Source organism: Rhizobium sp. T1470 (genome assembly GCF_042140505.1).
GTDB classification, from domain to species: Bacteria; Pseudomonadota; Alphaproteobacteria; order Rhizobiales; family Rhizobiaceae; genus Rhizobium; species Rhizobium favelukesii.
The window spans coordinates 547,738-565,847 of the sequence record NZ_CP148091.1 but is presented as its reverse complement, the minus strand read 5'-3'; the positions used below and the strand labels follow the sequence as shown (position 1 = coordinate 565,847).

Genomic DNA, 18,110 nt, shown 5'->3' with positions numbered 1-18,110 from the left:
AAAGGCGCTGCTCCTTTCCCATATTGAGCATTCGCTGCCGGATGCCTCGATGTTCAGCGATTACGAGAAGGAGAACTTCTCGGATGGCGACATAGTCGGTTTAATGAGGGACGAGGCCGGCATAAAGTCTCTTACGCAGGAGATGATCGCCTACGACCTAGACATAGTTTCGCCCGAACGATTCCGCACAGATGTCGAAACCTTCTACGGCTCTAGGTCGCTGGAGCTTCTCCATCACATTTGCTCAATTCTACACCTCGAAGGCTTTCTCAGGGAGAGCGCGAATGGATCACTCGCTGAACCTGAAGGCCGCTGAGCGGACCCTGTCGGGCGTTACCGGGCTAACTGATGTGCGGCTCGAGGTCGTCGTCGACGGGGTCAACAAGACCCTCACAGGGCAATGTAAGCGTGGCGACTTTTATCTGCGGCTCTCGCCGGCAGAGCTTCATACGGCTGACGCGGTGAAATCCGAGGCACGCACGCTGGCGTTTATTGCTGGTCATGACGCCATCGTCGCGACGCGGCCGTTCTTCGAGGATTCCCATGCGGGAGCAGCATTCAAATGGAGCGGCGAAACGTACCACGGCATTGCAACAACGGTCGCGATGGGGAGTCCGTTCGACAACTCGAATAAGCAGATGTCGTTGTTCGGCTCGGTCCTGGCAAAACTCCATTCAATTCCTGTTCTTGAGGCATTGGAAGTTCAGGAAAGCTCGGGCGCCGGAGCGCTATCTGACGCGGCGGCAACCGGACCATTGGCAGAGTCAGTTTCGACGGCTCGGACATCGGTTCACGCATGGATTACAGACGAAACACCCATACATTCGGGGGCAAAAGCGATCCTGCATGGTGACGCATGGCCGGGAAATGCACGGTTCCAATCATCTAGTGCGACGTTGTTCGATTTCGAACATACTTCCGTCGGGGATCCGACCAGGGACATTGCCAATGTAGCGTGGTGGTTGACGGGAATTGACCAGACGCCGCAACGCAAATCCGAGTTGTGGCATTCATTTCTCGAGGGCTACCGGAGCTCGATGAATTCCAGAGACTTGGATCTCTCATGCCTTCCGTACCACGTATATCTTTCTGAGCTGCGGTCGTTGTTGTTCCTCAATACGTTTATTGCTCTCAGCCCAGAAGTTGAAGCGAGCATCAAAGATGGTACGCAACATCGGGTTCGTACTTGGCGCGATTGTACGGTGGGAAGCGACGGATCTATCGTGCATGCTTGGTGACGGGTCGATTAGCATTGCCGACGCGACGTCGGTCGACCGCGCTAGATTGGTCGAAATCCTCTCCGGCGAGCACGTGCAAGCAGCGATGCCTGAAGTGGTGGAGCGTGAGATCATTGAACGCACAGTTGCCAGCAATTTGGAGATATCTGGCAATGAACCGTCTCGACTCGTGTTCATCAAAGCGCAGGTTGGCGAGATCACGGCAGGGTTAGGTCTCGCTCGTCGCATGCAGTACGGCAAGTACGCATTGGAAGTCGTTATCGGCGACGGCTGGTTGAGGCGAGGCATCGCGTCTTCTCAGTTCGTTGAACTGAATCGTCGTTGCCGAGAGCTGGGAGCCGCCGCGACGTATAGTCGATAGATGCTAAGCAACCCGTAGATCCGCCGCTCCGGGCGTCACACTGCTCGAGGGGGCGAGTGGGCTCTGGCGTGCAAATCGGATAATAACACTCTGCGTCAGCTAGGTGCCGCATAGGTGGGATCGCGGAGAGTACGATTGCTTCAGCTCCCGACTCCAGTAGATGCCTGCGCAGCCTCAGATGTGACGGCATTTACATCCGGTTCCAAAAGGAGTGGCGGTTCGATTCAAACTGCCCGCACCATCATCATTCTCGATGCGGCGTTCACGTTTGAGAGCCTCGTTCGTCGGAGTGAGCGCTCCGTCAATTGAGGGCGCGCGCAACTCCAAAATACTATTCTACCGGCGCGGAAGATCACGAATTAGCGAATTTCAGATTGCCGATCCTCGACACGATGGCCTTGAGGAGTGAGGACGTGTTGGCTTCATTGTATCCGAGCGACAGGTCGATCGTCGGCGGCACGCCGGCGAGCGGCCCGTTGACGCGACCAGCGACATCGCCATCGACAGGTTGTCGACATAATGGTCGGGCGTGAGATCGATGCCGAGTTTCGCGCCGTAGGCATCGGTCACCGCCCTGAGCGCCGGGGACTTATCGTGGGGAACGCCGAGGTCGTTCTGGTCGGCTCCGGTCCCAGGGGGGCGAGGGCATGGCGTCGCTGACGCCCGAAGCGCACGAGATCTTTGGCGCCACATATGACAGCGCCGACCAACTCTGGCTGCGGGTACACTTCACGCCGAGTGAAGCAAGCCAAGCGGCTGGCCGCGCGTTTCTTGAGCGTACGCATCGGCGCATCGAGGATCGCGATCCCCTTGTCGGCGAGAAGGTCGCTCCGGCGCAGGTGGCGGCGCTGGCGATCTACGGCGCGCCGAAGCCCGACTCCTATGCTTATCTGAAGGACATCAGGCAGCCGACTCTGGTCGTGAACGCCAGTACGACGTAATTATCTACACCGTGAACTCGTTCATCTTGCAGCAGAACCTGCCGAACGCGACGCTGATCCTGTACCCGGACGCCAGCCACGGATCGCTGTTCCAGTACCCCGAGACGTTCGTAACCCCACGATCCTGTTCCTGGACGCATAAGGCCGCGCTTGGCTGGTACCACGACCCGACCTCGTCCGCAGGGCCCCGGCGCTGATGAGCGCGTGGCTGGAAGACACGATGTGGTAGCGGCCATTACCCCAAGAAAGGAGGGATACGATCACTGACACAACCCCCGACCGGAACAAGGTGCTCGTGCTGGAAGCATTCGATACGCTCTTCAGCAAGCGCGACTACGAAGCGGCCGAAGCGTTCTGGTCCGATCACTACATCCAGCACAGCGCCCATATCGAGCCGGGTCGTGACGGATTATCAACCTTATCCGCAGTGCACCCGTCACGCTCCGCTACGAGCACGGCCCGATCCTGGCCGAAAGCGATTTCGTCATCGTGCACGGGCGTTTCTCGGGCAACGGCCGGCCGGCCGCCTGGGTCGCGGCCGATGTGGTCAGGTCCGAGGATGGTCAACTCGCCGAGCATTGGGACGTGCTGCAGGACGAAGCAACGCAAGCCGAATCCAAGAGCGGTCTGCCTATGTTCGGCAACCGTTTCCCGGCCTAACCGCCGGCCCGATCCCGCTGCCTGGGCTAAACCGACGCGGCCATTTCAAAAGCCATGAAACAGAGCCGCCGCGCGGCGTAATCGAGGAAATAACATCATGTCGATCCAGTTGGACGGTGAGCGGAGCAAGGCGGTTCCGACTGACGCCTCTGTTACGTCGACAAAAGGTCGGCCTCTGAGGTGGCGCCATAGGACAGCAGGTCGCCTTGCCAATTGCTGCGTTTCAGGAACTGCTCCCAAGTCAACGCATGCGGATCGATTTTCCGACTCCACGTCAGGTCGCGGTCGGGGGCGTAATAGCCATACTCGACGGCGTATTCCACCATGCCCACCAATTCGCGCACGAGATGCTCGTCGGCGGCAAAACTCGGAAAGTGGTGCAACAATTCTTCGCGCGAGAAAGCGGAGGCGTAGTGCGCCCGCTGTCCGGTGACCCGCACAAAAGTGTCCACCATTTCTTGCGCCGAGAGAAATTCGCCGATCACTGGGAGGGTTTTGCCGGCGTATTGCGTGGGGTGATCGAAAATCTCGCGCACCGCCGGTCCGGCGGCAGTGAGCGGATCACAGAACGGCATGGGAATATGTGGCGGCAAGTATATGGGGAACGTTATGCCGTCCGCCCCGCGCTGCGGCACATAGTATTCTAGGAAATTGGTGTAGTAAAACGCCAGGTACACGAACGAACTGCGAACGGGCAAGCTGCGAATGTAGTCCTCCACCTTCGCCTTGTCGGTGAAGTGCGGCGCCCACTTAGTGCCGCCGGTACGCGCTTCGACATTTTCGAGCCCGCTGAAAACCACATGTTCGACGCCAGCGGCCACCGCCGCGTTAGCCAATTCCATGCCGAGGGTAAGCTCGTGTTCCTCCGGCGGCACCTTGACGATGGGCGGCGTCATCAAGAACGCTCCGTACGAGCCGCTCATGGCCGCGGTTAGCTCGGCCTCCATGCCGAGTTCAAGGGGTGCCACCACGACCTCGGCGCCCTTCTGCGCCAAGATTTGCGCGGGCTGGCTATCGCGGCGGCGCGTCAGGGCACGCACCCGGTAGCGCCCACTGTCGAGCAGGGCCTCGGCGACACTGCGGCCTTGCTTGCTCGAGGCACCGACAACAGTGATCAGAGGTGTGGAGGTATCGGCTTGGATCATGCAACTTCTCCTAGTCTTGAGATTCCTGACCTTGAGGTCTTGAACCGTAGTCGCCCGGTCGCTGTCCACCAGGTGCTCGTGAACAGCGACCGCGGGAAAGGTCGGACCTCAGGCCGGGAAGTCTCGCCTGTTTCGAGCTATGTTTGAAATCATAGGAATGTTCAGCTACTATCCATTCAATGGATACCAAGCGCCTGGATCTCAATCTGCTGGTCACTCTCGAGACGTTGCTCGTGGAGCAGAACGTGACGAAGGCGGCCGCGCGCCTGAATCTGAGCCAACCAGCGGTCAGTGCCCAGCTAAACCGCCTCAGGCATGAGTTCGACGACCCACTGCTAATACCTGCACAGCGAGGAATGACACCGACCGCTAAAGCAATGGAGTTGCTCGAGCCTTTGCGCCAGGCCCTTGACCAGGTTCGAGCCACGGTTGTTTCCCATAGGAACTTCGACCCGGCTGAAGCCAAGCTAACCGTCTCTATCGCCTGTACAGATTATCTGCAGGCGGCGGTGGTCAAGCCGCTCGTCGTGGAACTCAGGATGCGGGCACCCGGAGTTCGTGTCGCGCTGCGCAATCTCGACGTGGCGCAGTTGGACGCGCAGATGGTGCGGGGTGATGTGGATCTGGCGCTCATGACGCCGCAGGCCGCTTCGCCGAGTCTTCGTACTCGACACCTGTTTAACGAGCGCTATGTGCTCATTGGCCGACGGAAACATCCGAGACTACGAAAGGGAATCACGGTCGAGGAGTTTGCTGAGATGGACCAGGTAATTGTTTCCTTGGACGGCGGTGGCTTTGTGACGCCAGTGGACAGCGCTTTGGCTGACCTCGGACACAGACGCAATGCGGTGTTATCGGCAGCCTCATTCTTGTTCGTTCCTGAGATCGTGTCTTACTCGGACTTCGTTGCCCTTGTTCCAGAACGTCTCGTACGCGACCGTGCCGACAAGCTCATGGTAATAGACTGCCCATTTCCCGTCGAAGGTTTCGCAGTGGGAATGGTGTGGCACGAGCGCAGTCACGGACACGGCGGCCAACGCTGGATTCGGGAGGCTATTGCGTCGCTGATGGCGCACACATAAATGGCTGCCCTGGCCGATGACGAAAGCGACGCGCGGCTTAGCGGATTGGGGCCTCCTCGAACGTGCGACTGAGGAGCGGGCATGCAACGCAACGACTTGGAACTGAGGTTCGGTGGCTAGCGATCTGGCTTTGGCTTCTCGATCCCCGGAATAGCGACAATCTGCTCAGCAGGAAAGTCGACTAGCAGCCGGACCCGAGCGATTTGCGCGCGCTCGGGGGCAATCAGCATGCTCAGCGGGACGGGTGGCAGGGAATAATCCGGCAGGATCACCTCGAGTCGGCTAACCACCAAGAGATCGTCGACAAGCCACCGATGGGCGGGTGCAATGCCGCGCCCGGCGACGAGGCCTCGCGCGCGGCGATCCCATGGTCGACCCGAAAACGTCCTCCGAAGGGCACCGTATGGCGCTCATCGCCAGGCCCCTGCAAAGCGAGCGTGTCACTTCCCGCCACGTTCGACATCTGAATGGCCTCGTGGGCGAGCAGATCCTGCGGGAACGCGGGGGTCCCGCGCGCCGCCAGATAGTAGCCTGGCGGGCAAATACAGGAGAACGGCGGAATCGGCTCCGACTTGATCGGCGATAAGTGGACAACATCATCGATCCAATAGAATGCCTGCACGAGTCTCTCAACGAGACGCAGTGCCATCCAGATCTTTGGTGTCATCAGCGAACTCGCGCTCGGCGGCCCACGTCAGCAGCGCGTCGAGCGCCGGACACAGCGCCTGTCCCCAGGCCGTAGGACCATATTCGACCTTCGGCGGCACCTGGTGATGCACGATACGGCGAACAATGCCGTCCTTCTCCATCTGTCGAAGCTGCTGGATCAGCATCTTCTGCGAGATGGCCGGAATGGCGCGTTCCAGATCCGAAAACCTCAGCAGCTTGCCGCCGAACAAGTGGAAGAGGATCACGAGCTTCCAGCGGCCTTCGAGAATCTTGAGCGCCTGTTCGACCCCATGGGCTGCCGAGGTTGGTGTTAGGCCATCGCCCTTACTTTCTGGTAAGTACCCTACTTTTTCGTGCGTTCTTGTCATTTGGGAAGCTTAAACCCAATCTTCTGAGGGATCAATTCGCATCGCCCAGGGCGATCTGGTCATTCCGAGAAGGAGAACAATCATGTCTATCGACCTAGCAAAACCGATCGCCGACTATTTCACCGCGGACGCGGACAAAGCTGATCGTGAGGCCGTCGCACGGTGTTTCACTGAAGATGCCGTCGTGAAAGACGAAGGCCAGGTCTACATCGGCCGCGTTACCGTCAAGCAGTGGAAGGAGAATTCCACGACGAAGTATCAATATACGAGCGAGCCGTTCGCATCCGAAGACAAGGATGGAAAGACCGTCATCGCCAGCCACTTGGTCGGAAACTTCCCCGGAAGCCCAGTTGATCTCCGCTATTTTTTCGAGCTTGACGGCGACAAGATCGCATCGCTGGAGATCATCCCATGAGCTTCAGCCTAGAACTTGAAGGTCGTCGGGCGCTGGTAACGGGCGGCACAAAGGGCCTCGGCGAAGCGGTGGTGTCGGTGCTTCTCGACGCTGGTGTCAGGGTCCTGACGACCGCGCGTTCGATCCCCGAAACCTCGTCCGATGGCGTCCATTTCGTGGCCGCTGACCTTTCGACGGCCGATGGATGCTCTGCTGTTGCGAAGGCGGTCACGGAGCAACTTGGCGGGATCGATATCATCGTCAACGTGCTCGGCGGGTCGAGCGCGCCAGGCGGCGGTTTCGCTGCGCTCGATGACTATCAATGGTCAAAGGCGTTGGATCAGAATCTGATGGCGGCCGTTCGGATCGATCGCGCGCTGTTGCCATCGATGATCGAACGGGGATCGGGCGTTATTATTCACGTCACCTCAATCCAGCGCGAACTGCCGCTACCGGAATCCACGACCGCCTATGCGGCCGCAAAGGCGGCGCTTTCGACCTACAGCAAGAGTTTGTCGAAAGAGGTCACGCCCAAGGGCATCCGTGTGGTGCGTGTGTCACCGGGCTGGATCGAGACTGAGGCGGCGGTGAACTTGGCGAAACGGCTCGCGGAGCACGAGGGCACGGACTATGAAGGCGGCAAGCAGATCATCATGAAATCGCTTGGCGGCATCCCTCTTGGACGTCCGGCAAAGCCGAAAGAGGTGGCGGATTTGATCGCGTTCCTCGTGTCAGATCGCGCCGGTTCAATAACGGGCACCGAATATGTCGTTGACGGTGGAACGGTCCCGACTGTCTGAGCCTGATCGGCGACAGATTGAGACCATCAATCTTCTCGCAGCGAGCCATCGTCATCGCCGCGGAGCGATCCGAAGACATCGTCCGGGATTTCCCGGAGGAAGCTTCGACCGTCAGGCCCACCCCAACCTTCGCGACTTTGCGGCCTTCAAATATTCGGTCGCGCGCTGCTCGAAGAAGTTAGCGCGCGTGACCAGTTCTTGGCGTCGATCACACGGTCGTAGATCGACTACTGCTCCTTCTTGAACAAATCCTGGAAGATGAGCTGGCCCCAAGTGCGGCCGCGTGCGTGCACCAGCGCGCCACCCTCGTTGAGCTTTCCCAGCTTGACGGGTGCGAACCCGAGTTGTTTGGCCAAGGCCGCCACGGGAGCGATCGCGTCCTCGTCGTCGCTCGACAGAAAGACGACCCGGTGCCCGCCCTCGACGATCGGATCGGCAGCCAGGCTGGCCGCAACCAGGTGATTGAAACCTTTCACGAGCTTGGCGCCGGTGAACGCCTTCGCGACGAAGGCGGAGGACGGGAGGCCGTCCAGCTCTTCAAGGAGAACTCCAAACGCGTTCGTCGCGTCGATGACTGTCTTGCCTTCCCAGCTCGGCAGGGCCTTCGCAAGCTCACGATGCTCCCCGAACGGGACCGCCAAGATGATCGTGTCGGCCTCGACTGCGTCCCGCAGCGACTTGGCGACGACCCTGGGTCCAATCGCCCGAGCCTGCGGCGCCAACGCCTCGGGCGGCCGGCGGCTCGCGACGGTCACGTCGATGTTTTTACGGGCGAAGGCGTGGGCGAGAGCCTGGCCTACCGCACCGAATCCTACAATCGCATAGCTCATAATACTTCTCCGATCCGTGTTGATATTGATTCCCCGGCCCTCAACGGCGCTGGGTTATCCGTTTCGCTGCATGGCGACCTTCGCGAGATCTTCGGACCACCACCCCAAGCGATGCGCGTCATCGGTTCGAATTCCTGAATTGACGCGTAGACGTCCTGCCGTGAACGACTTCCGCGCGGCCGGACGGTCAGCCGCTTCCCGCGATCCGGCGCGATTCAGATGGCCGAGGTGCCGCCGTCGACATACAATTCCACCCCATTCACGAAGCTCGAATCGTCTGAAGCAAGAAACAGCGCGACCGTCGCAATTTCCTCAGGACCACCCATCTTTCCCCGCGGGACCAGGGATTCGAAATACCGCTTCGTCTCCTCGTCGAAGAGTTGCTCCTGAATGGGTGTGGCGATCTGCCCCGGGCTCAGCACGTTCACCCGGATTTTCCTGCCCTTCAGTTCGTTGAGCCACCCGCGTGCGAATGCGAGCAACGTCGCCTTGCTCGCCGCATACACGCTGAAACCAGGAAACCCTTTGATCGAAGCAATTGACCCGGTCATGAAGATCGATCCACCATCGTTGAACAGCGGCAACGCCTTCTGAACCGTAAACAGCGTGCCGCGCGCATTCAGGCCGAAGGCCGCATCGAAGTGCTGCTCGGTAATCTCGCCCAGGGGGACGGCTTCGCCCATGCCGGCGCTCGCGTACAGGATGTCGATCTTGCCCTTTTCCCGGTTGACTGTATCGAACAGGCGGTCGAGGTCGTCGAGATTGGACGCGTCGCCGCGCACGCCGGTCACGTTCCGGCCGATCAGCTTGACGGCCTCATCGAGCGGCTCCTGTCTCCGGCCCGTGATGAAAACATAGGCGCCTTCTTCAACGAACCGCTTGGCGCTCGCCAGCGCCATGCCGCTCGATCCACCCGTGATGACAGCAACCTTACCCTCAAGCTTTCCCATGACTTCTCCTTTCGTCGTATCGGACAGCGTCTGCCTCCGAGAACTTCGAAATGGGTCCGCGGGCGTCAGTTGTTGAGTGCGGAAGCGCGCACATCGGTGGTGCGAAATCGATCCGGCTGGACGACTGACGCCAGCCGCGACGATCGGTGTCCGCCGTTCGGAATTGGGCAGCACTCGTCGACATAGGCTATGATGACCGCCAGTACTGCTGTTCGATGTGTTAGATACGGGCTTTGGAAGGCGCACCGCACGGTGCGGGATTGCACCATGATCGACTGGGATGACGTTCGCTACTTTCTTGCCGTCGCGCGCGGGGGCTCGGTCCGAGCCGCCGCCGAGGGCCTCGGGGTGTATCACTCGACCGTGCTGCGACGCATCGCACAGCTCGAGGAACGCCTCGGGGCGCAGATGTTCGAAAAGCTGCCTTCGGGGTACCGCCTGACGGCTGCGGGCGAGGAGGTCCTCGAGCTCGCGAACCAGATGGAAGCGTCGTCGCACCAGCTGGAGACGCGCGTCTTCGGGCGCGACCAGAGCGTGCGCGGGCTTCTGCGGGTGACGTTGGCTCCGACCCTCGCGACACACCTGCTCATGCCGGACTTCGCCGATTTCGCGCGTCTGCATCCGGACATCGAGATGGAAATCTTGTCGTCCGGCGAGCTGGCAAATCTGACCAACCGAGAGGCCGACGTGGCGATCCGCGTCGTCTACGACCGCAAAACCCTGCCGCTCAATCTTCACGGCCTGAAGGGACCGGAGCTGTTCGGCGGCGTCTACATGTCCTGCGATCGACTAGCCGCATGGCGTGCGGGCGCGCCTGATCCCATCCGGTGGATCGTCATAAGCATTCATGGAATTCCGGATTGGGCCAGCGAGGGTGACGTTCGCACCACGGGGGTTCCATTCAGGACCACGGACGCCGAGGCGCAGATCGTTGCTGTACGGCAAGGGCTCGGGATCACGACACTGCCGTGCTTCTTCGGAGATGCCGACCCCCTACTGGTGAGGGTGCCGGGCACCGACCTGCACATGTACGGAACGCTCTGGCTTCTCACACAGGGGGAGACACGCAAGACGAAGCGCGTGCGGCTCTTCACGGAGTTCGTATCCCGCAGGCTCGCCGCGTACGGTCCGCTTCTCGCGGGGCTGTCCATATCGCGCGACTGACGCCCGGCAGGTCGCCGGCGACGCTTGCCGTGATCCGGTCGGAAGCCGAGCTGCGATCGCTTGAAGCGGCGTCGTTCAATCTGCGAATATTGCGCCGTATCGCAACCGGCGCGAGAGCCACACTACTGACGGCGACGGACTTCACCATCGCTGACGGTCTTTTTGGCAGGCTGGAGACGCCGCTTCTGCGGAGAACTCCGAGGAAAATAGACCAACCGATATCGATCGTCTTTGAAACCGAGCAAATCGCGGATCGCCGAAATTCTCCTTTGAATTCAAGAGCCAGAATTTCTGACGGATCCGGAATACGGTTCTTCGTCGTCAGCGGAAAGATTTTCCTCGATGGATGGCATAGCGGGTCTGCTATGTGACGCGACGGTACTTTTTATCGCCAACGGCGAAGCGATGGCCGGTCAAAAATTCTATCCCAAGGGTCAATAGGCTCTGATAGTCGGCGACACCTCAAAAATAGTTTTTCGGCCATTTTCCCTTTAAAATCATAAGCCTAACTTTTTGACGGCCTCGGTGTCGGGTCTTTCTCGACACCACGAAATATTTGCAAGCAATTTCAATTGGTTATAAGCCGTTTAACCATCGAGTGGCAACGATTACCGGTCGCAATCGCCTGATGCGACTTCCAAACCCTATCATAAATCGAGGGATTGCTGCGCCGGTTTCGGCGGCGCCAGGCTGACGCCCTCGAGTTCGAGCATCTTCTGCTTGGACGACGAACCTCACGGTGCGGAAAAGCCGCCGATCTTGTTTCCGGCCGCAAGAACACGATGGCAAGGGATGATCAACGCCACCGGATTTTTCGCCATCGCCTGGCCGACATCGCGCGCCGCCTCCGGCCCCGCGCCGAGTTGCTTTGCGAGTGCGCCATAGGTGGTCGTGTGACCCCAGCCGACCTGCCGGGCGGCATCGTAGATCTGTTTGAAGAAGGCATCCTGGCCAGTGAGGTCAAGCTTGATGGCCGAGAAATCCGTCGGCTCTCCGTGGAAATAGCGCTTTACCGCCGCCACCGCCTCGGTGACTGCAGGAGGTGGCGCTGTGGGTTCGGCGCCTGGGATGCGACGCAGGAGAAGGCGCTCCGTCGCCTCGGCGCTCGACGTCGGCAATTGGAAACGCGTGACGCCGACATCGCTCCAGGCAAGACCGCAAAAGCCGGCGGCGGTTTCGAAGATCAGATAGTGGTGCGTTGCCTGTTTCATGGTCACTGCCTCCATGCTGGATCACCCTGAAAATCGTGTAGCCGAGCGCTGAATTCAACCCGTTTCTTGCGCGGCACCAAACGCCATGCCGCGAATCATGATTCAATGCTCTTTTTCTTTTCTTCATTTCAAGATCAGGTATTACGATCCCTGCATTCCCTGGAGAACGAAAGGCGGGCAGATGCCCCGGTAGCTGGTCATGCACGAACAGAGCCGACAGGCATCCTTCGACTTCCCCGAAAATCAGCCCGCGCGCATCACGCTTCGACAATGAGAAACGCTTCTTTGCGATTTTGCCGGACGGGCAATCGCTCAGTGAATCCCTGGAGGCCCAAAGGCGGCTCCAGCTGGCTCACCTTCCCTTCGCATCACCGCATCCACCCGAGCTTCTGCATGTCTCGCTAACGTGGACTAGAGCACGCGGATTTCAGATGCGGTGATCTTCGCAGCCGTCGGGCCGCCAGTGCCATCGACGCCTGCCAGTTCGAACTGTCATTTGATCATGTCGCGACCTTCAGGACGTCTCCACGAAACGCCATCGTCCCCAGCGGCAACGGTGACCGGGAGCTGCTGCGGTAACTGCATGTGCAGATCGGCATCGAGATGCACAATCTCGGCGAAGACGCCAGAATAACTCGCAACCTTCATCCTCATGCCACACTACTCTACGACAGCGACGAGATGCCGCGCGTCGCTCTGCTGAGACCCGTGGTCGTCGCCGCGCGAATTCGTACTGCTCCGCAATCGTCCGCGCGAACGTGGCTACGAGTATGTCGATCGTTGGCCGCTGCAGGTGCGAGGATAACGGCTTGCCGAGGGCTATGAGAGTCGCTTAAAGCTCCTGCGACGACGGCATGACGGGGAGAGCGATATGAATACGTCCGAAATCATCATTGCGGGCGACACGGCGGGTATCGAATGGCGCCTTCCCGTTCTTCGCTTCAAGGGCAGCGATCCCGCGGCGCCGAAGGTTTATATTCAGGCAGCCCTGCACGCCGACGAACTGCCTGGCACCGCTTTGGTGCATTATCTGTGCGAAAGTTTGCGCCAGTCCGAAAGTGCCGGCCAGATCAAGAGCGACATTATCGTCGTCCCGCATGCCAACCCGATCGGTGCGGCCCAGTCTCATTTCGGCGAACTTCAGGGCCGCTTCGATCTTGGATCGCGCACCAACTTCAATCGGGAATTTCCGCTGATTTCGGTGAAGGATCGCGACGGGCTTCTTGAGAAGCTCGAGCGTCTTGCGGCAGTCGACAAACTGAAACGCCAGTTGCTGCACATGGCGCTTGGATGCGATCTGGTGATCGATCTGCATTGCGATGATGAGTCGCTGCAATATGCTTATATCGATGAGGCTTTCTGGCCGGAGGCGGCCGATCTCGCATCGGCGATGGAGATGGAGGCGGTTCTTCTATCGGATGGCGAGAGTTCGGCGTTTGAAGAAGCCGTCGGTTTTGCCTGGAAGTACGAGACGCCGGAGAAGCGATCGCGCCTGCCCGGCAAGCTGTCTGTGACCGTCGAGCTTCGCGGCCGCCGCGATGTCTATCCCGGGATGGCGATGAAGGATGCCGAGGGGCTTTGGACGTTTCTGGCAAGCCGCGGCGCCATCGACGCCGCTGTTTCACTGCCCGCCTTCGAAGGACCAGCGGTACCGCTCGACAATATCGAGATGGTCCGTGCGCCGGAGGCCGGTACGGTTCTGTTCCACCGCAACATCGGCGAGCAGGTTGTCGAAGGCGACATTCTTGCCACGTTGATCACCCGGCCCGGTATGGCTGATGGCAGCATCGAGATTCGGGCGCCGCAGGCCGGGCTGATCGTTACGCGCAGTTCCGAACGGCTCGTTCGCCGCCGCGCCGACCTGATGAAGATTGCTTGCAAGACCGCCAGCAAGGCGATGCGCAAACCCGGAACGCTGGAGGACTAAGTGACCGTCACGATCTACGGCATCAAGAACTGCGACACGATGAAGAAGGCGCGCAACTGGCTGGAGGAGCACGATATCGCCTACCAGTTTCACGACTACAAGGCGGTCGGAATCGATCGCGCGCATCTGCAAGCATGGACGAAGGACGCAGGCTGGGAGACCGTGCTCAACCGCGCAGGCACGACCTTTCGCAAGCTGCCGGAGGCCGACCGCGACAATCTCGACGAGGGCAAGGCGATCGCGTTGATGCTGGCGCAGCAGTCAATGATCAAGCGTCCCGTTATCGAGGCGCACGGCAGGCTGCTGATCGGCTTCAAGCCCGAGATCTACGGCAGCTTCTTCGAGGCGTGATCGATGTCCAAAACGACGCGCGCCACACAAGTCCTCAGCAAGGCAGGGGTTACCTTTACGGTTCACACCTATGACTACGACCCGAATGCAGAGCGTGTCGGCCTGCAGGCTGCCGAGGCGCTTGGCGAGGAGCCGCATCGCGTGTTGAAGACGCTAATGGCGGAGGTCGACGGCAAGGCAGTCTGCGTTGTCGTTCCCTCCGATCGCGAGGTCAGTATGAAGAAGGTGGCAAACGTCTTCGGCGGCAAGTCCGCCAACATGATGAAGCCCGCCGATGCCGAGCGCCTGACAGGCTACCACGTCGGCGGCATCAGCCCTTTCGGGCAGCGGAAGTTCGTCCCGACCGCGATCGAAGAGGCGGCACTTGTCGAAACGCAGGTCTACATCAATGGCGGACAGCGCGGGCTGCAGGTTCGGCTCGATCCGAAGGACGCGTTGAGGACGCTGAAGGCCTCGGCCGCACCTCTCATCGCCTGAACTCAGCTGAAGCGTGCCAGCAGAGACGCAAGCGCGACGGCATCGGCCTCGCTCAACTTCGAACCGAGATTGTCTTCGATGGCCTTGGCATAGACCTGCCACATGCGCTTCTGCAGCGCGCGGCCGCTTTCGGTGACAACCACCCACCGCCCGCGCCCATCCTGATCGAAGGTTTCGCGCTGGACCAGGCCTTCTTTCTCAAGGCGATCGATCAGGCGCGAGAGATTGTACTGGGCAAGCAGCGTGCGCTCTTCGATCTCGAACGGTCGCAATCTGCCTTGCGGCGACCGCACCAATTCCCAGAGCACATCGTACCAACCAAGCGAGGGCAATCCGGCCGACTTGAGATCCGCTTCGATCCGGCCGAGCAGCCGTTGCTGCGCACGCATAAGCCTGATCCAGGCATTGATCGCGGCGTCCGACGGACTCACTTTATCTCGTTCTTCATGCATAGATGCATTTACATTTATCTTGAACTGCGACGCAAGAAACATTACATGCACTTACATCTACAATGGAGACTGCGCCATGGATCCTTTGCGCACCGAACCGTCCGGTTCCGTTCTTTTGCTTGTCAGCCATCATCTCTGCCCTTACGTACAGCGCGCCGCGATCGCGCTTGCGGAGAAGGGAGTCCCCTTCGAGCGGATCAACATCGATCTCGCAGACAAGCCCGACTGGTTTCTCGAGATTTCGCCGCTCGGCAAGGTGCCTCTGCTTTGCGTTCGCAACAGCGACGGCAGCCAAGAGATACTCTTCGAGAGCAGCGTGATTTGCGAATATCTGGAAGAGACCCAAGACGGGCCTCGCCTTCACCTGGCGGATGCCATCACTCGCGCCCGCCACCGCGACTGGATGGAGTTCGGCTCTTCGATCCTGTCCGATCTCTGGGTCTATGAGACGACACAGGATCGAGCGCAGCTCGAGGCCAAACGGAAAGTCGTCGCGTCGAAATTCGCGACCATTGAAGCGGAACTGAACAGCGGCCCCTATTTCGCGGGCGCCAGCTTCAGTCTGGTCGATGCCGTATTTGCGCCGATTTTCCGCTACTTCGACGTGTTCGACACAATCGGTGACAGCGGTATTTTCGCCGGCCTATCACGCGTACAGGCCTGGCGAGCAGCACTCTCCGACCGGCCGAGCGTCAAGGTCGCGGTTGCGCCTGACTACGCTGACCGGCTGATGGCCTTTCTGAAACGTCACGACGCGGCCCTGCTGCAGCAACCATCCGCGTCGGCGGCCTGGTCCCAACAAAACCGATGGCGGCAACGAGCAACCATCGGCTGACAAGGGAGCTTCAATTTCGCCGCAAAGGGGTCTAAGTCTACCGGTCAGTCCGTTTCGTTCGAGGAGTGACCGATCATGAATTTTATGCCCCAAAGCCAGACCTCCGTGGATCCGGCAAAGCTTGAGAAGCTTGCGGAAGTGGCCATCAAGGTCGGCCTGCAGCTGCAGACGGGTCAGGATCTGGTAATCACAGCTCCTGTGGTCGCCCTCCCCCTTGTCCGTCTGATCACGAAGCATGCCTATATGGCGGGCGCTGGCCTGGTGACGGTATTCTATTCCGACGAGGAAGTGACACTCGCACGCTATCGGTACGGCAACGACCAGAGCTTCGACCGCGCCTCCGACTGGCTTTACGATGGTATGGCGAAGGCCTATGCCAAGGGTGCCGCCCGCCTTGCCGTTTCCGGCGACAACCCGATGCTGCTGTCTGAGCAGGATCCCGCCAAGGTGGGCCGTGCCAACCGGGCGAACTCTGCCGCCTACAAGCCCGCGCTGGAAAAGATCTCGAATTTCGACATCAACTGGAACATCGTATCCTATCCCAACCCGTCCTGGGCAGCGCTCGTCTTTCCCGACGATCCGGAGGCGATTGCGGTCGCCAAGCTCGCCAAGGCGATCTTCGCCGCATCGCGCGTCGACGTCGAAGACCCGATCGCCGCGTGGGCCGAGCACAACGCCAACCTTGCCAAACGCTCAAGCTGGCTGAATGGTGCACGCTTCGCCTCGCTGCATTTCACAGGTCCCGGCACCGATTTGACGGTCGGCCTCGCTGACGGTCACGAGTGGCATGGCGGCTCGTCTGTTGCCAAGAACGGCATTACCTGCAATCCGAATATCCCGACCGAGGAAGTCTTCACGACGCCGCATGCGCTGCGCGTCGAGGGCCACGTCTCGAGCACCAAGCCGGTGTCGCATCAGGGCACGCTGATCGACAATATCCAGGTCCGCTTTGAAGGCGGCCGGATCGTCGAGGCGAAGGCCTCGCGCGGCGAGGAAGTGCTGAACAAGGTGCTGGACACCGACGAGGGTGCGCGCCGGCTCGGCGAGGTGGCACTGGTGCCGCATTCGTCGCCGATCTCGGCCAGCGGCATTCTCTTCTACAACACGCTGTTCGACGAAAACGCCTCGTGCCACATCGCGCTCGGCCAGTGCTACTCGAAGTGCTTCATCGATGGCGCCAGCCTGACACAGGAACAGATTAAGGCTCAAGGAGGCAACTCGAGCCTGATCCACATCGACTGGATGATCGGCTCGGGCCAAGTCGATATCGACGGCATTAAGCCGGACGGCTCGCGCGCTCCGGTGATGCGTCAGGGCGAATGGGCCTGACGGACATCGTACGCTGACTGAGCCAGACGCTTGCGAGCACCATTGCAAAGCCGAAAAGCTGCGCGGGCGTCAGGCTTTGTCCGAGACCCAGCCAACCGAGAAGGGTGGCGGTGACCGGGCTTAGGAAACCCAGTGGGGCCGCAGCGGAGGGCTCAATGCGCGCGAGCCCCCGGAACCACAGCAGATAGGTAAACGCCGCGCCGATCAGGCCGAGATAGGCTATGCCGAGGATATTGGCCGCAGTTGGCGCCGGGAACGCGGGTTCGAAGAGAAATGCGACGGGCGCGAGCAGGATACCGCCGGCCGTCAGCTGCCATGCAGTAAAAGCAAGGTTCGAAACGGGCGTCACCCAACGCCTCGTCAGCACCGTGCCGAAGGCCATCGAGACCGCGCCGGCGAGACCGGCAGCAACGCCAATCGGATCCAGCGCCGCATTCGGCGTGAGGACCAATAGCGCGACACCCATCATCCCAAAGAGCCCAGCACTAACGGCAAGAGCCTGGATCGGCCTGGCGAGGAAGAGGCGCGACAGCAGGATGACGACAAGCGGCTGAATGGCGCCAACGGTCGCGGCGACACCGCCCGGCAACCGATAGGCCGACACAAACAACATCGCCCAGAAGAACGAGAAATTGAGGCCGCCAAGCACGAAGGCGCGGAACCACCAGACGCCCTGCGGCAGTTTCCGCACGATCGCAAGTAGCAGCAGCCCGGCCGGGAAAGCACGCAGGAAAGCCACCGTCAGCGGATATCCGTGCGGAAGAAAGGATGTGGTCACGAAATATGTGCTGCCCCAGATAGTCGGAGCCAACGCAGTGATCAGCACATCGGACAGAGGCGCAGGATATTTCTTCATCTCAAGAATCTCTATATCAAGATAAATAGAGCTTATCATCATTTACCTTGACGTCAAGATACACGATGAT

General features: G+C 60.0%; 21 protein-coding genes and 2 pseudogenes. 14 read left to right on the top strand and 9 right to left on the bottom strand.

Translation table 11 applies throughout. The features are described from left to right. Positions 1-49: 49 nt before the first annotated feature. The 5 genes from WGT02_RS02810 to WGT02_RS02790 all read left to right on the top strand — a co-directional run bounded on the left by WGT02_RS02810 (position 50) and on the right by WGT02_RS02790 (position 3,200). Positions 50-316 carry a hypothetical protein gene (locus WGT02_RS02810; protein ID WP_157997326.1) on the top strand — a complete coding sequence of 89 codons (267 nt, stop codon included), beginning with the start codon at positions 50-52 and terminating at the stop codon, positions 314-316. Then, on the top strand, positions 285-1,238 hold the full coding sequence (locus WGT02_RS02805) for a phosphotransferase family protein (RefSeq protein ID WP_208249197.1): 954 nt from the start codon (positions 285-287) through the stop codon (positions 1,236-1,238). The genes WGT02_RS02810 and WGT02_RS02805 overlap by 32 nt, the downstream gene beginning before the upstream one ends. Next, complete coding sequence (locus WGT02_RS02800; RefSeq protein ID WP_208249199.1) at positions 1,228-1,599, top strand: hypothetical protein; 372 nt, start codon at positions 1,228-1,230, stop codon at positions 1,597-1,599. The genes WGT02_RS02805 and WGT02_RS02800 overlap by 11 nt, the downstream gene beginning before the upstream one ends. A gap of 647 nt (positions 1,600-2,246) precedes the next feature. Further along, positions 2,247-2,540 carry a hypothetical protein gene (locus WGT02_RS02795; protein WP_024317728.1) on the top strand — a complete coding sequence of 98 codons (294 nt, stop codon included), beginning with the start codon at positions 2,247-2,249 and terminating at the stop codon, positions 2,538-2,540. Positions 2,541-3,029: 489 nt separating this feature from the next. After that, entirely contained in the window at positions 3,030-3,200 is a 171-nt protein-coding gene (locus WGT02_RS02790) for a hypothetical protein (protein ID WP_197901943.1), read from the top strand. Positions 3,201-3,352: 152 nt separating this feature from the next. Here the strand turns inward: WGT02_RS02790 and WGT02_RS02785 are convergent, their stop codons facing one another. After that, on the bottom strand, positions 3,353-4,345 hold the full coding sequence (locus tag WGT02_RS02785; RefSeq protein WP_024317727.1) for an NmrA/HSCARG family protein: 993 nt from the start codon (positions 4,343-4,345) through the stop codon (positions 3,353-3,355). 179 nt (positions 4,346-4,524) lie between these two features. On the opposite strand from WGT02_RS02785, the gene WGT02_RS02780 reads away from it, so the two are divergent. Further along, positions 4,525-5,427, top strand: coding sequence for a LysR family transcriptional regulator (locus WGT02_RS02780; RefSeq protein ID WP_024317726.1), 903 nt, complete (start codon positions 4,525-4,527; stop codon positions 5,425-5,427). Between the two features lie 116 nt (positions 5,428-5,543). Here the strand turns inward: WGT02_RS02780 and WGT02_RS02775 are convergent. Together WGT02_RS02775 and WGT02_RS02770 are read right to left on the bottom strand one after the other, a co-directional pair. Beyond that, positions 5,544-5,953 (bottom strand): annotated as a pseudogene (locus WGT02_RS02775) (LysR substrate-binding domain-containing protein); the annotation flags it as partial. Positions 5,954-6,056: 103 nt separating this feature from the next. After that, positions 6,057-6,464 carry a helix-turn-helix domain-containing protein gene (locus WGT02_RS02770; protein ID WP_208249202.1) on the bottom strand — a complete coding sequence of 136 codons (408 nt, stop codon included), beginning with the start codon at positions 6,462-6,464 and terminating at the stop codon, positions 6,057-6,059. Positions 6,465-6,546: 82 nt separating this feature from the next. Between WGT02_RS02770 and WGT02_RS02765 the strand changes: the two genes are divergently transcribed. Together WGT02_RS02765 and WGT02_RS02760 are read left to right on the top strand one after the other, a co-directional pair. Beyond that, a complete protein-coding gene (locus tag WGT02_RS02765) occupies positions 6,547-6,879 on the top strand; it encodes a polyketide cyclase (protein WP_024313524.1) in 333 nt (110 codons plus the stop codon). Continuing rightward, a complete protein-coding gene (locus WGT02_RS02760; protein ID WP_024313523.1) occupies positions 6,876-7,658 on the top strand; it encodes an SDR family oxidoreductase in 783 nt (260 codons plus the stop codon). Before WGT02_RS02765 ends, WGT02_RS02760 begins: the two co-directional genes overlap by 4 nt. 227 nt (positions 7,659-7,885) lie before the next feature. Here the strand turns inward: WGT02_RS02760 and WGT02_RS02755 are convergent, their stop codons facing one another. Beyond that, positions 7,886-8,488 carry an NADPH-dependent F420 reductase gene (locus WGT02_RS02755; RefSeq protein WP_024313522.1) on the bottom strand — a complete coding sequence of 201 codons (603 nt, stop codon included), beginning with the start codon at positions 8,486-8,488 and terminating at the stop codon, positions 7,886-7,888. A 215-nt stretch (positions 8,489-8,703) separates the two neighbouring features. Continuing rightward, positions 8,704-9,438, bottom strand: coding sequence for an SDR family NAD(P)-dependent oxidoreductase (locus WGT02_RS02750; protein WP_024313521.1), 735 nt, complete (start codon positions 9,436-9,438; stop codon positions 8,704-8,706). Between the two features lie 267 nt (positions 9,439-9,705). On the opposite strand from WGT02_RS02750, the gene WGT02_RS02745 reads away from it, so the two are divergent. Further along, positions 9,706-10,602: a LysR family transcriptional regulator gene (locus WGT02_RS02745; RefSeq protein WP_208249205.1), complete on the top strand. Its 897-nt coding sequence runs from the start codon at positions 9,706-9,708 to the stop codon at positions 10,600-10,602. A 647-nt stretch (positions 10,603-11,249) separates the two neighbouring features. On the opposite strand, the pseudogene WGT02_RS02740 reads toward WGT02_RS02745, so the two are convergent. Next, positions 11,250-11,813: pseudogene (locus tag WGT02_RS02740) on the bottom strand (methylated-DNA--[protein]-cysteine S-methyltransferase). A gap of 492 nt (positions 11,814-12,305) precedes the next feature. Next, positions 12,306-12,467: a hypothetical protein gene (locus WGT02_RS02735; RefSeq protein ID WP_208249208.1), complete on the bottom strand. Its 162-nt coding sequence runs from the start codon at positions 12,465-12,467 to the stop codon at positions 12,306-12,308. Between the two features lie 217 nt (positions 12,468-12,684). Between WGT02_RS02735 and WGT02_RS02730 the strand changes: the two genes are divergently transcribed. The 3 genes from WGT02_RS02730 to ybaK are packed head-to-tail and all read left to right on the top strand — an operon-like array spanning position 12,685 to position 14,568. Continuing rightward, positions 12,685-13,740 (top strand): succinylglutamate desuccinylase/aspartoacylase family protein, encoded by a 1,056-nt coding sequence (locus tag WGT02_RS02730; protein ID WP_024313518.1) that lies wholly within the window; start codon positions 12,685-12,687, stop codon positions 13,738-13,740. Continuing rightward, on the top strand, positions 13,741-14,091 hold the full coding sequence (locus WGT02_RS02725) for an ArsC family reductase (protein WP_208249209.1): 351 nt from the start codon (positions 13,741-13,743) through the stop codon (positions 14,089-14,091). Between the two features lie 3 nt (positions 14,092-14,094). After that, positions 14,095-14,568 (top strand): Cys-tRNA(Pro) deacylase, encoded by a 474-nt coding sequence (ybaK, locus tag WGT02_RS02720; protein ID WP_208249210.1) that lies wholly within the window; start codon positions 14,095-14,097, stop codon positions 14,566-14,568. Between the two features lie 2 nt (positions 14,569-14,570). Here ybaK and WGT02_RS02715 read toward each other — a convergent pair whose 3' ends face one another. After that, on the bottom strand, positions 14,571-15,020 hold the full coding sequence (locus WGT02_RS02715) for a MarR family winged helix-turn-helix transcriptional regulator (RefSeq protein ID WP_051166632.1): 450 nt from the start codon (positions 15,018-15,020) through the stop codon (positions 14,571-14,573). Between the two features lie 76 nt (positions 15,021-15,096). Between WGT02_RS02715 and WGT02_RS02710 the strand changes: the two genes are divergently transcribed. Continuing rightward, positions 15,097-15,855: a glutathione S-transferase family protein gene (locus tag WGT02_RS02710; RefSeq protein ID WP_208249211.1), complete on the top strand. Its 759-nt coding sequence runs from the start codon at positions 15,097-15,099 to the stop codon at positions 15,853-15,855. Positions 15,856-15,930: 75 nt separating this feature from the next. Next, positions 15,931-17,184, top strand: coding sequence for an aminopeptidase (locus tag WGT02_RS02705; RefSeq protein WP_208249212.1), 1,254 nt, complete (start codon positions 15,931-15,933; stop codon positions 17,182-17,184). On the opposite strand, the gene WGT02_RS02700 is transcribed toward WGT02_RS02705, so the two are convergent. Continuing rightward, the gene (locus WGT02_RS02700) at positions 17,132-18,040 is read right to left on the bottom strand and encodes an EamA family transporter (protein WP_208249213.1); all 909 of its coding nucleotides are present in this window, start codon (positions 18,038-18,040) and stop codon (positions 17,132-17,134) included. The two genes, WGT02_RS02705 and WGT02_RS02700, sit on opposite strands and share 53 nt — an antisense overlap. Positions 18,041-18,110 lie beyond the last annotated feature (70 nt).

What these genes read in the sequence shown, in the direction of transcription:
- WGT02_RS02735 (WP_208249208.1), bottom strand. Translation starts at nt 12,467, where the DNA reads ATGAGGATGAAGGTTGCGAGTTATTCTGGCGTCTTCGCCGAGATTGTG.
- WGT02_RS02770 (WP_208249202.1), bottom strand. Translation starts at nt 6,464, where the DNA reads ATGACAAGAACGCACGAAAAAGTAGGGTACTTACCAGAAAGTAAGGGC.
- WGT02_RS02700 (WP_208249213.1), bottom strand. Translation starts at nt 18,040, where the DNA reads ATGAAGAAATATCCTGCGCCTCTGTCCGATGTGCTGATCACTGCGTTG.
- WGT02_RS02760 (WP_024313523.1), top strand. Translation starts at nt 6,876, where the DNA reads ATGAGCTTCAGCCTAGAACTTGAAGGTCGTCGGGCGCTGGTAACGGGC.
- WGT02_RS02785 (WP_024317727.1), bottom strand. Translation starts at nt 4,345, where the DNA reads ATGATCCAAGCCGATACCTCCACACCTCTGATCACTGTTGTCGGTGCC.
- WGT02_RS02795 (WP_024317728.1), top strand. Translation starts at nt 2,247, where the DNA reads ATGGCGTCGCTGACGCCCGAAGCGCACGAGATCTTTGGCGCCACATAT.
- WGT02_RS02710 (WP_208249211.1), top strand. Translation starts at nt 15,097, where the DNA reads ATGGATCCTTTGCGCACCGAACCGTCCGGTTCCGTTCTTTTGCTTGTC.
- WGT02_RS02755 (WP_024313522.1), bottom strand. Translation starts at nt 8,488, where the DNA reads ATGAGCTATGCGATTGTAGGATTCGGTGCGGTAGGCCAGGCTCTCGCC.
- WGT02_RS02715 (WP_051166632.1), bottom strand. Translation starts at nt 15,020, where the DNA reads ATGCATGAAGAACGAGATAAAGTGAGTCCGTCGGACGCCGCGATCAAT.
- WGT02_RS02745 (WP_208249205.1), top strand. Translation starts at nt 9,706, where the DNA reads ATGATCGACTGGGATGACGTTCGCTACTTTCTTGCCGTCGCGCGCGGG.
- WGT02_RS02730 (WP_024313518.1), top strand. Translation starts at nt 12,685, where the DNA reads ATGAATACGTCCGAAATCATCATTGCGGGCGACACGGCGGGTATCGAA.
- WGT02_RS02765 (WP_024313524.1), top strand. Translation starts at nt 6,547, where the DNA reads ATGTCTATCGACCTAGCAAAACCGATCGCCGACTATTTCACCGCGGAC.
- ybaK (WP_208249210.1), top strand. Translation starts at nt 14,095, where the DNA reads ATGTCCAAAACGACGCGCGCCACACAAGTCCTCAGCAAGGCAGGGGTT.
- WGT02_RS02705 (WP_208249212.1), top strand. Translation starts at nt 15,931, where the DNA reads ATGAATTTTATGCCCCAAAGCCAGACCTCCGTGGATCCGGCAAAGCTT.
- WGT02_RS02805 (WP_208249197.1), top strand. Translation starts at nt 285, where the DNA reads ATGGATCACTCGCTGAACCTGAAGGCCGCTGAGCGGACCCTGTCGGGC.
- WGT02_RS02800 (WP_208249199.1), top strand. Translation starts at nt 1,228, where the DNA reads ATGCTTGGTGACGGGTCGATTAGCATTGCCGACGCGACGTCGGTCGAC.
- WGT02_RS02780 (WP_024317726.1), top strand. Translation starts at nt 4,525, where the DNA reads ATGGATACCAAGCGCCTGGATCTCAATCTGCTGGTCACTCTCGAGACG.
- WGT02_RS02750 (WP_024313521.1), bottom strand. Translation starts at nt 9,438, where the DNA reads ATGGGAAAGCTTGAGGGTAAGGTTGCTGTCATCACGGGTGGATCGAGC.
- WGT02_RS02810 (WP_157997326.1), top strand. Translation starts at nt 50, where the DNA reads ATGTTCAGCGATTACGAGAAGGAGAACTTCTCGGATGGCGACATAGTC.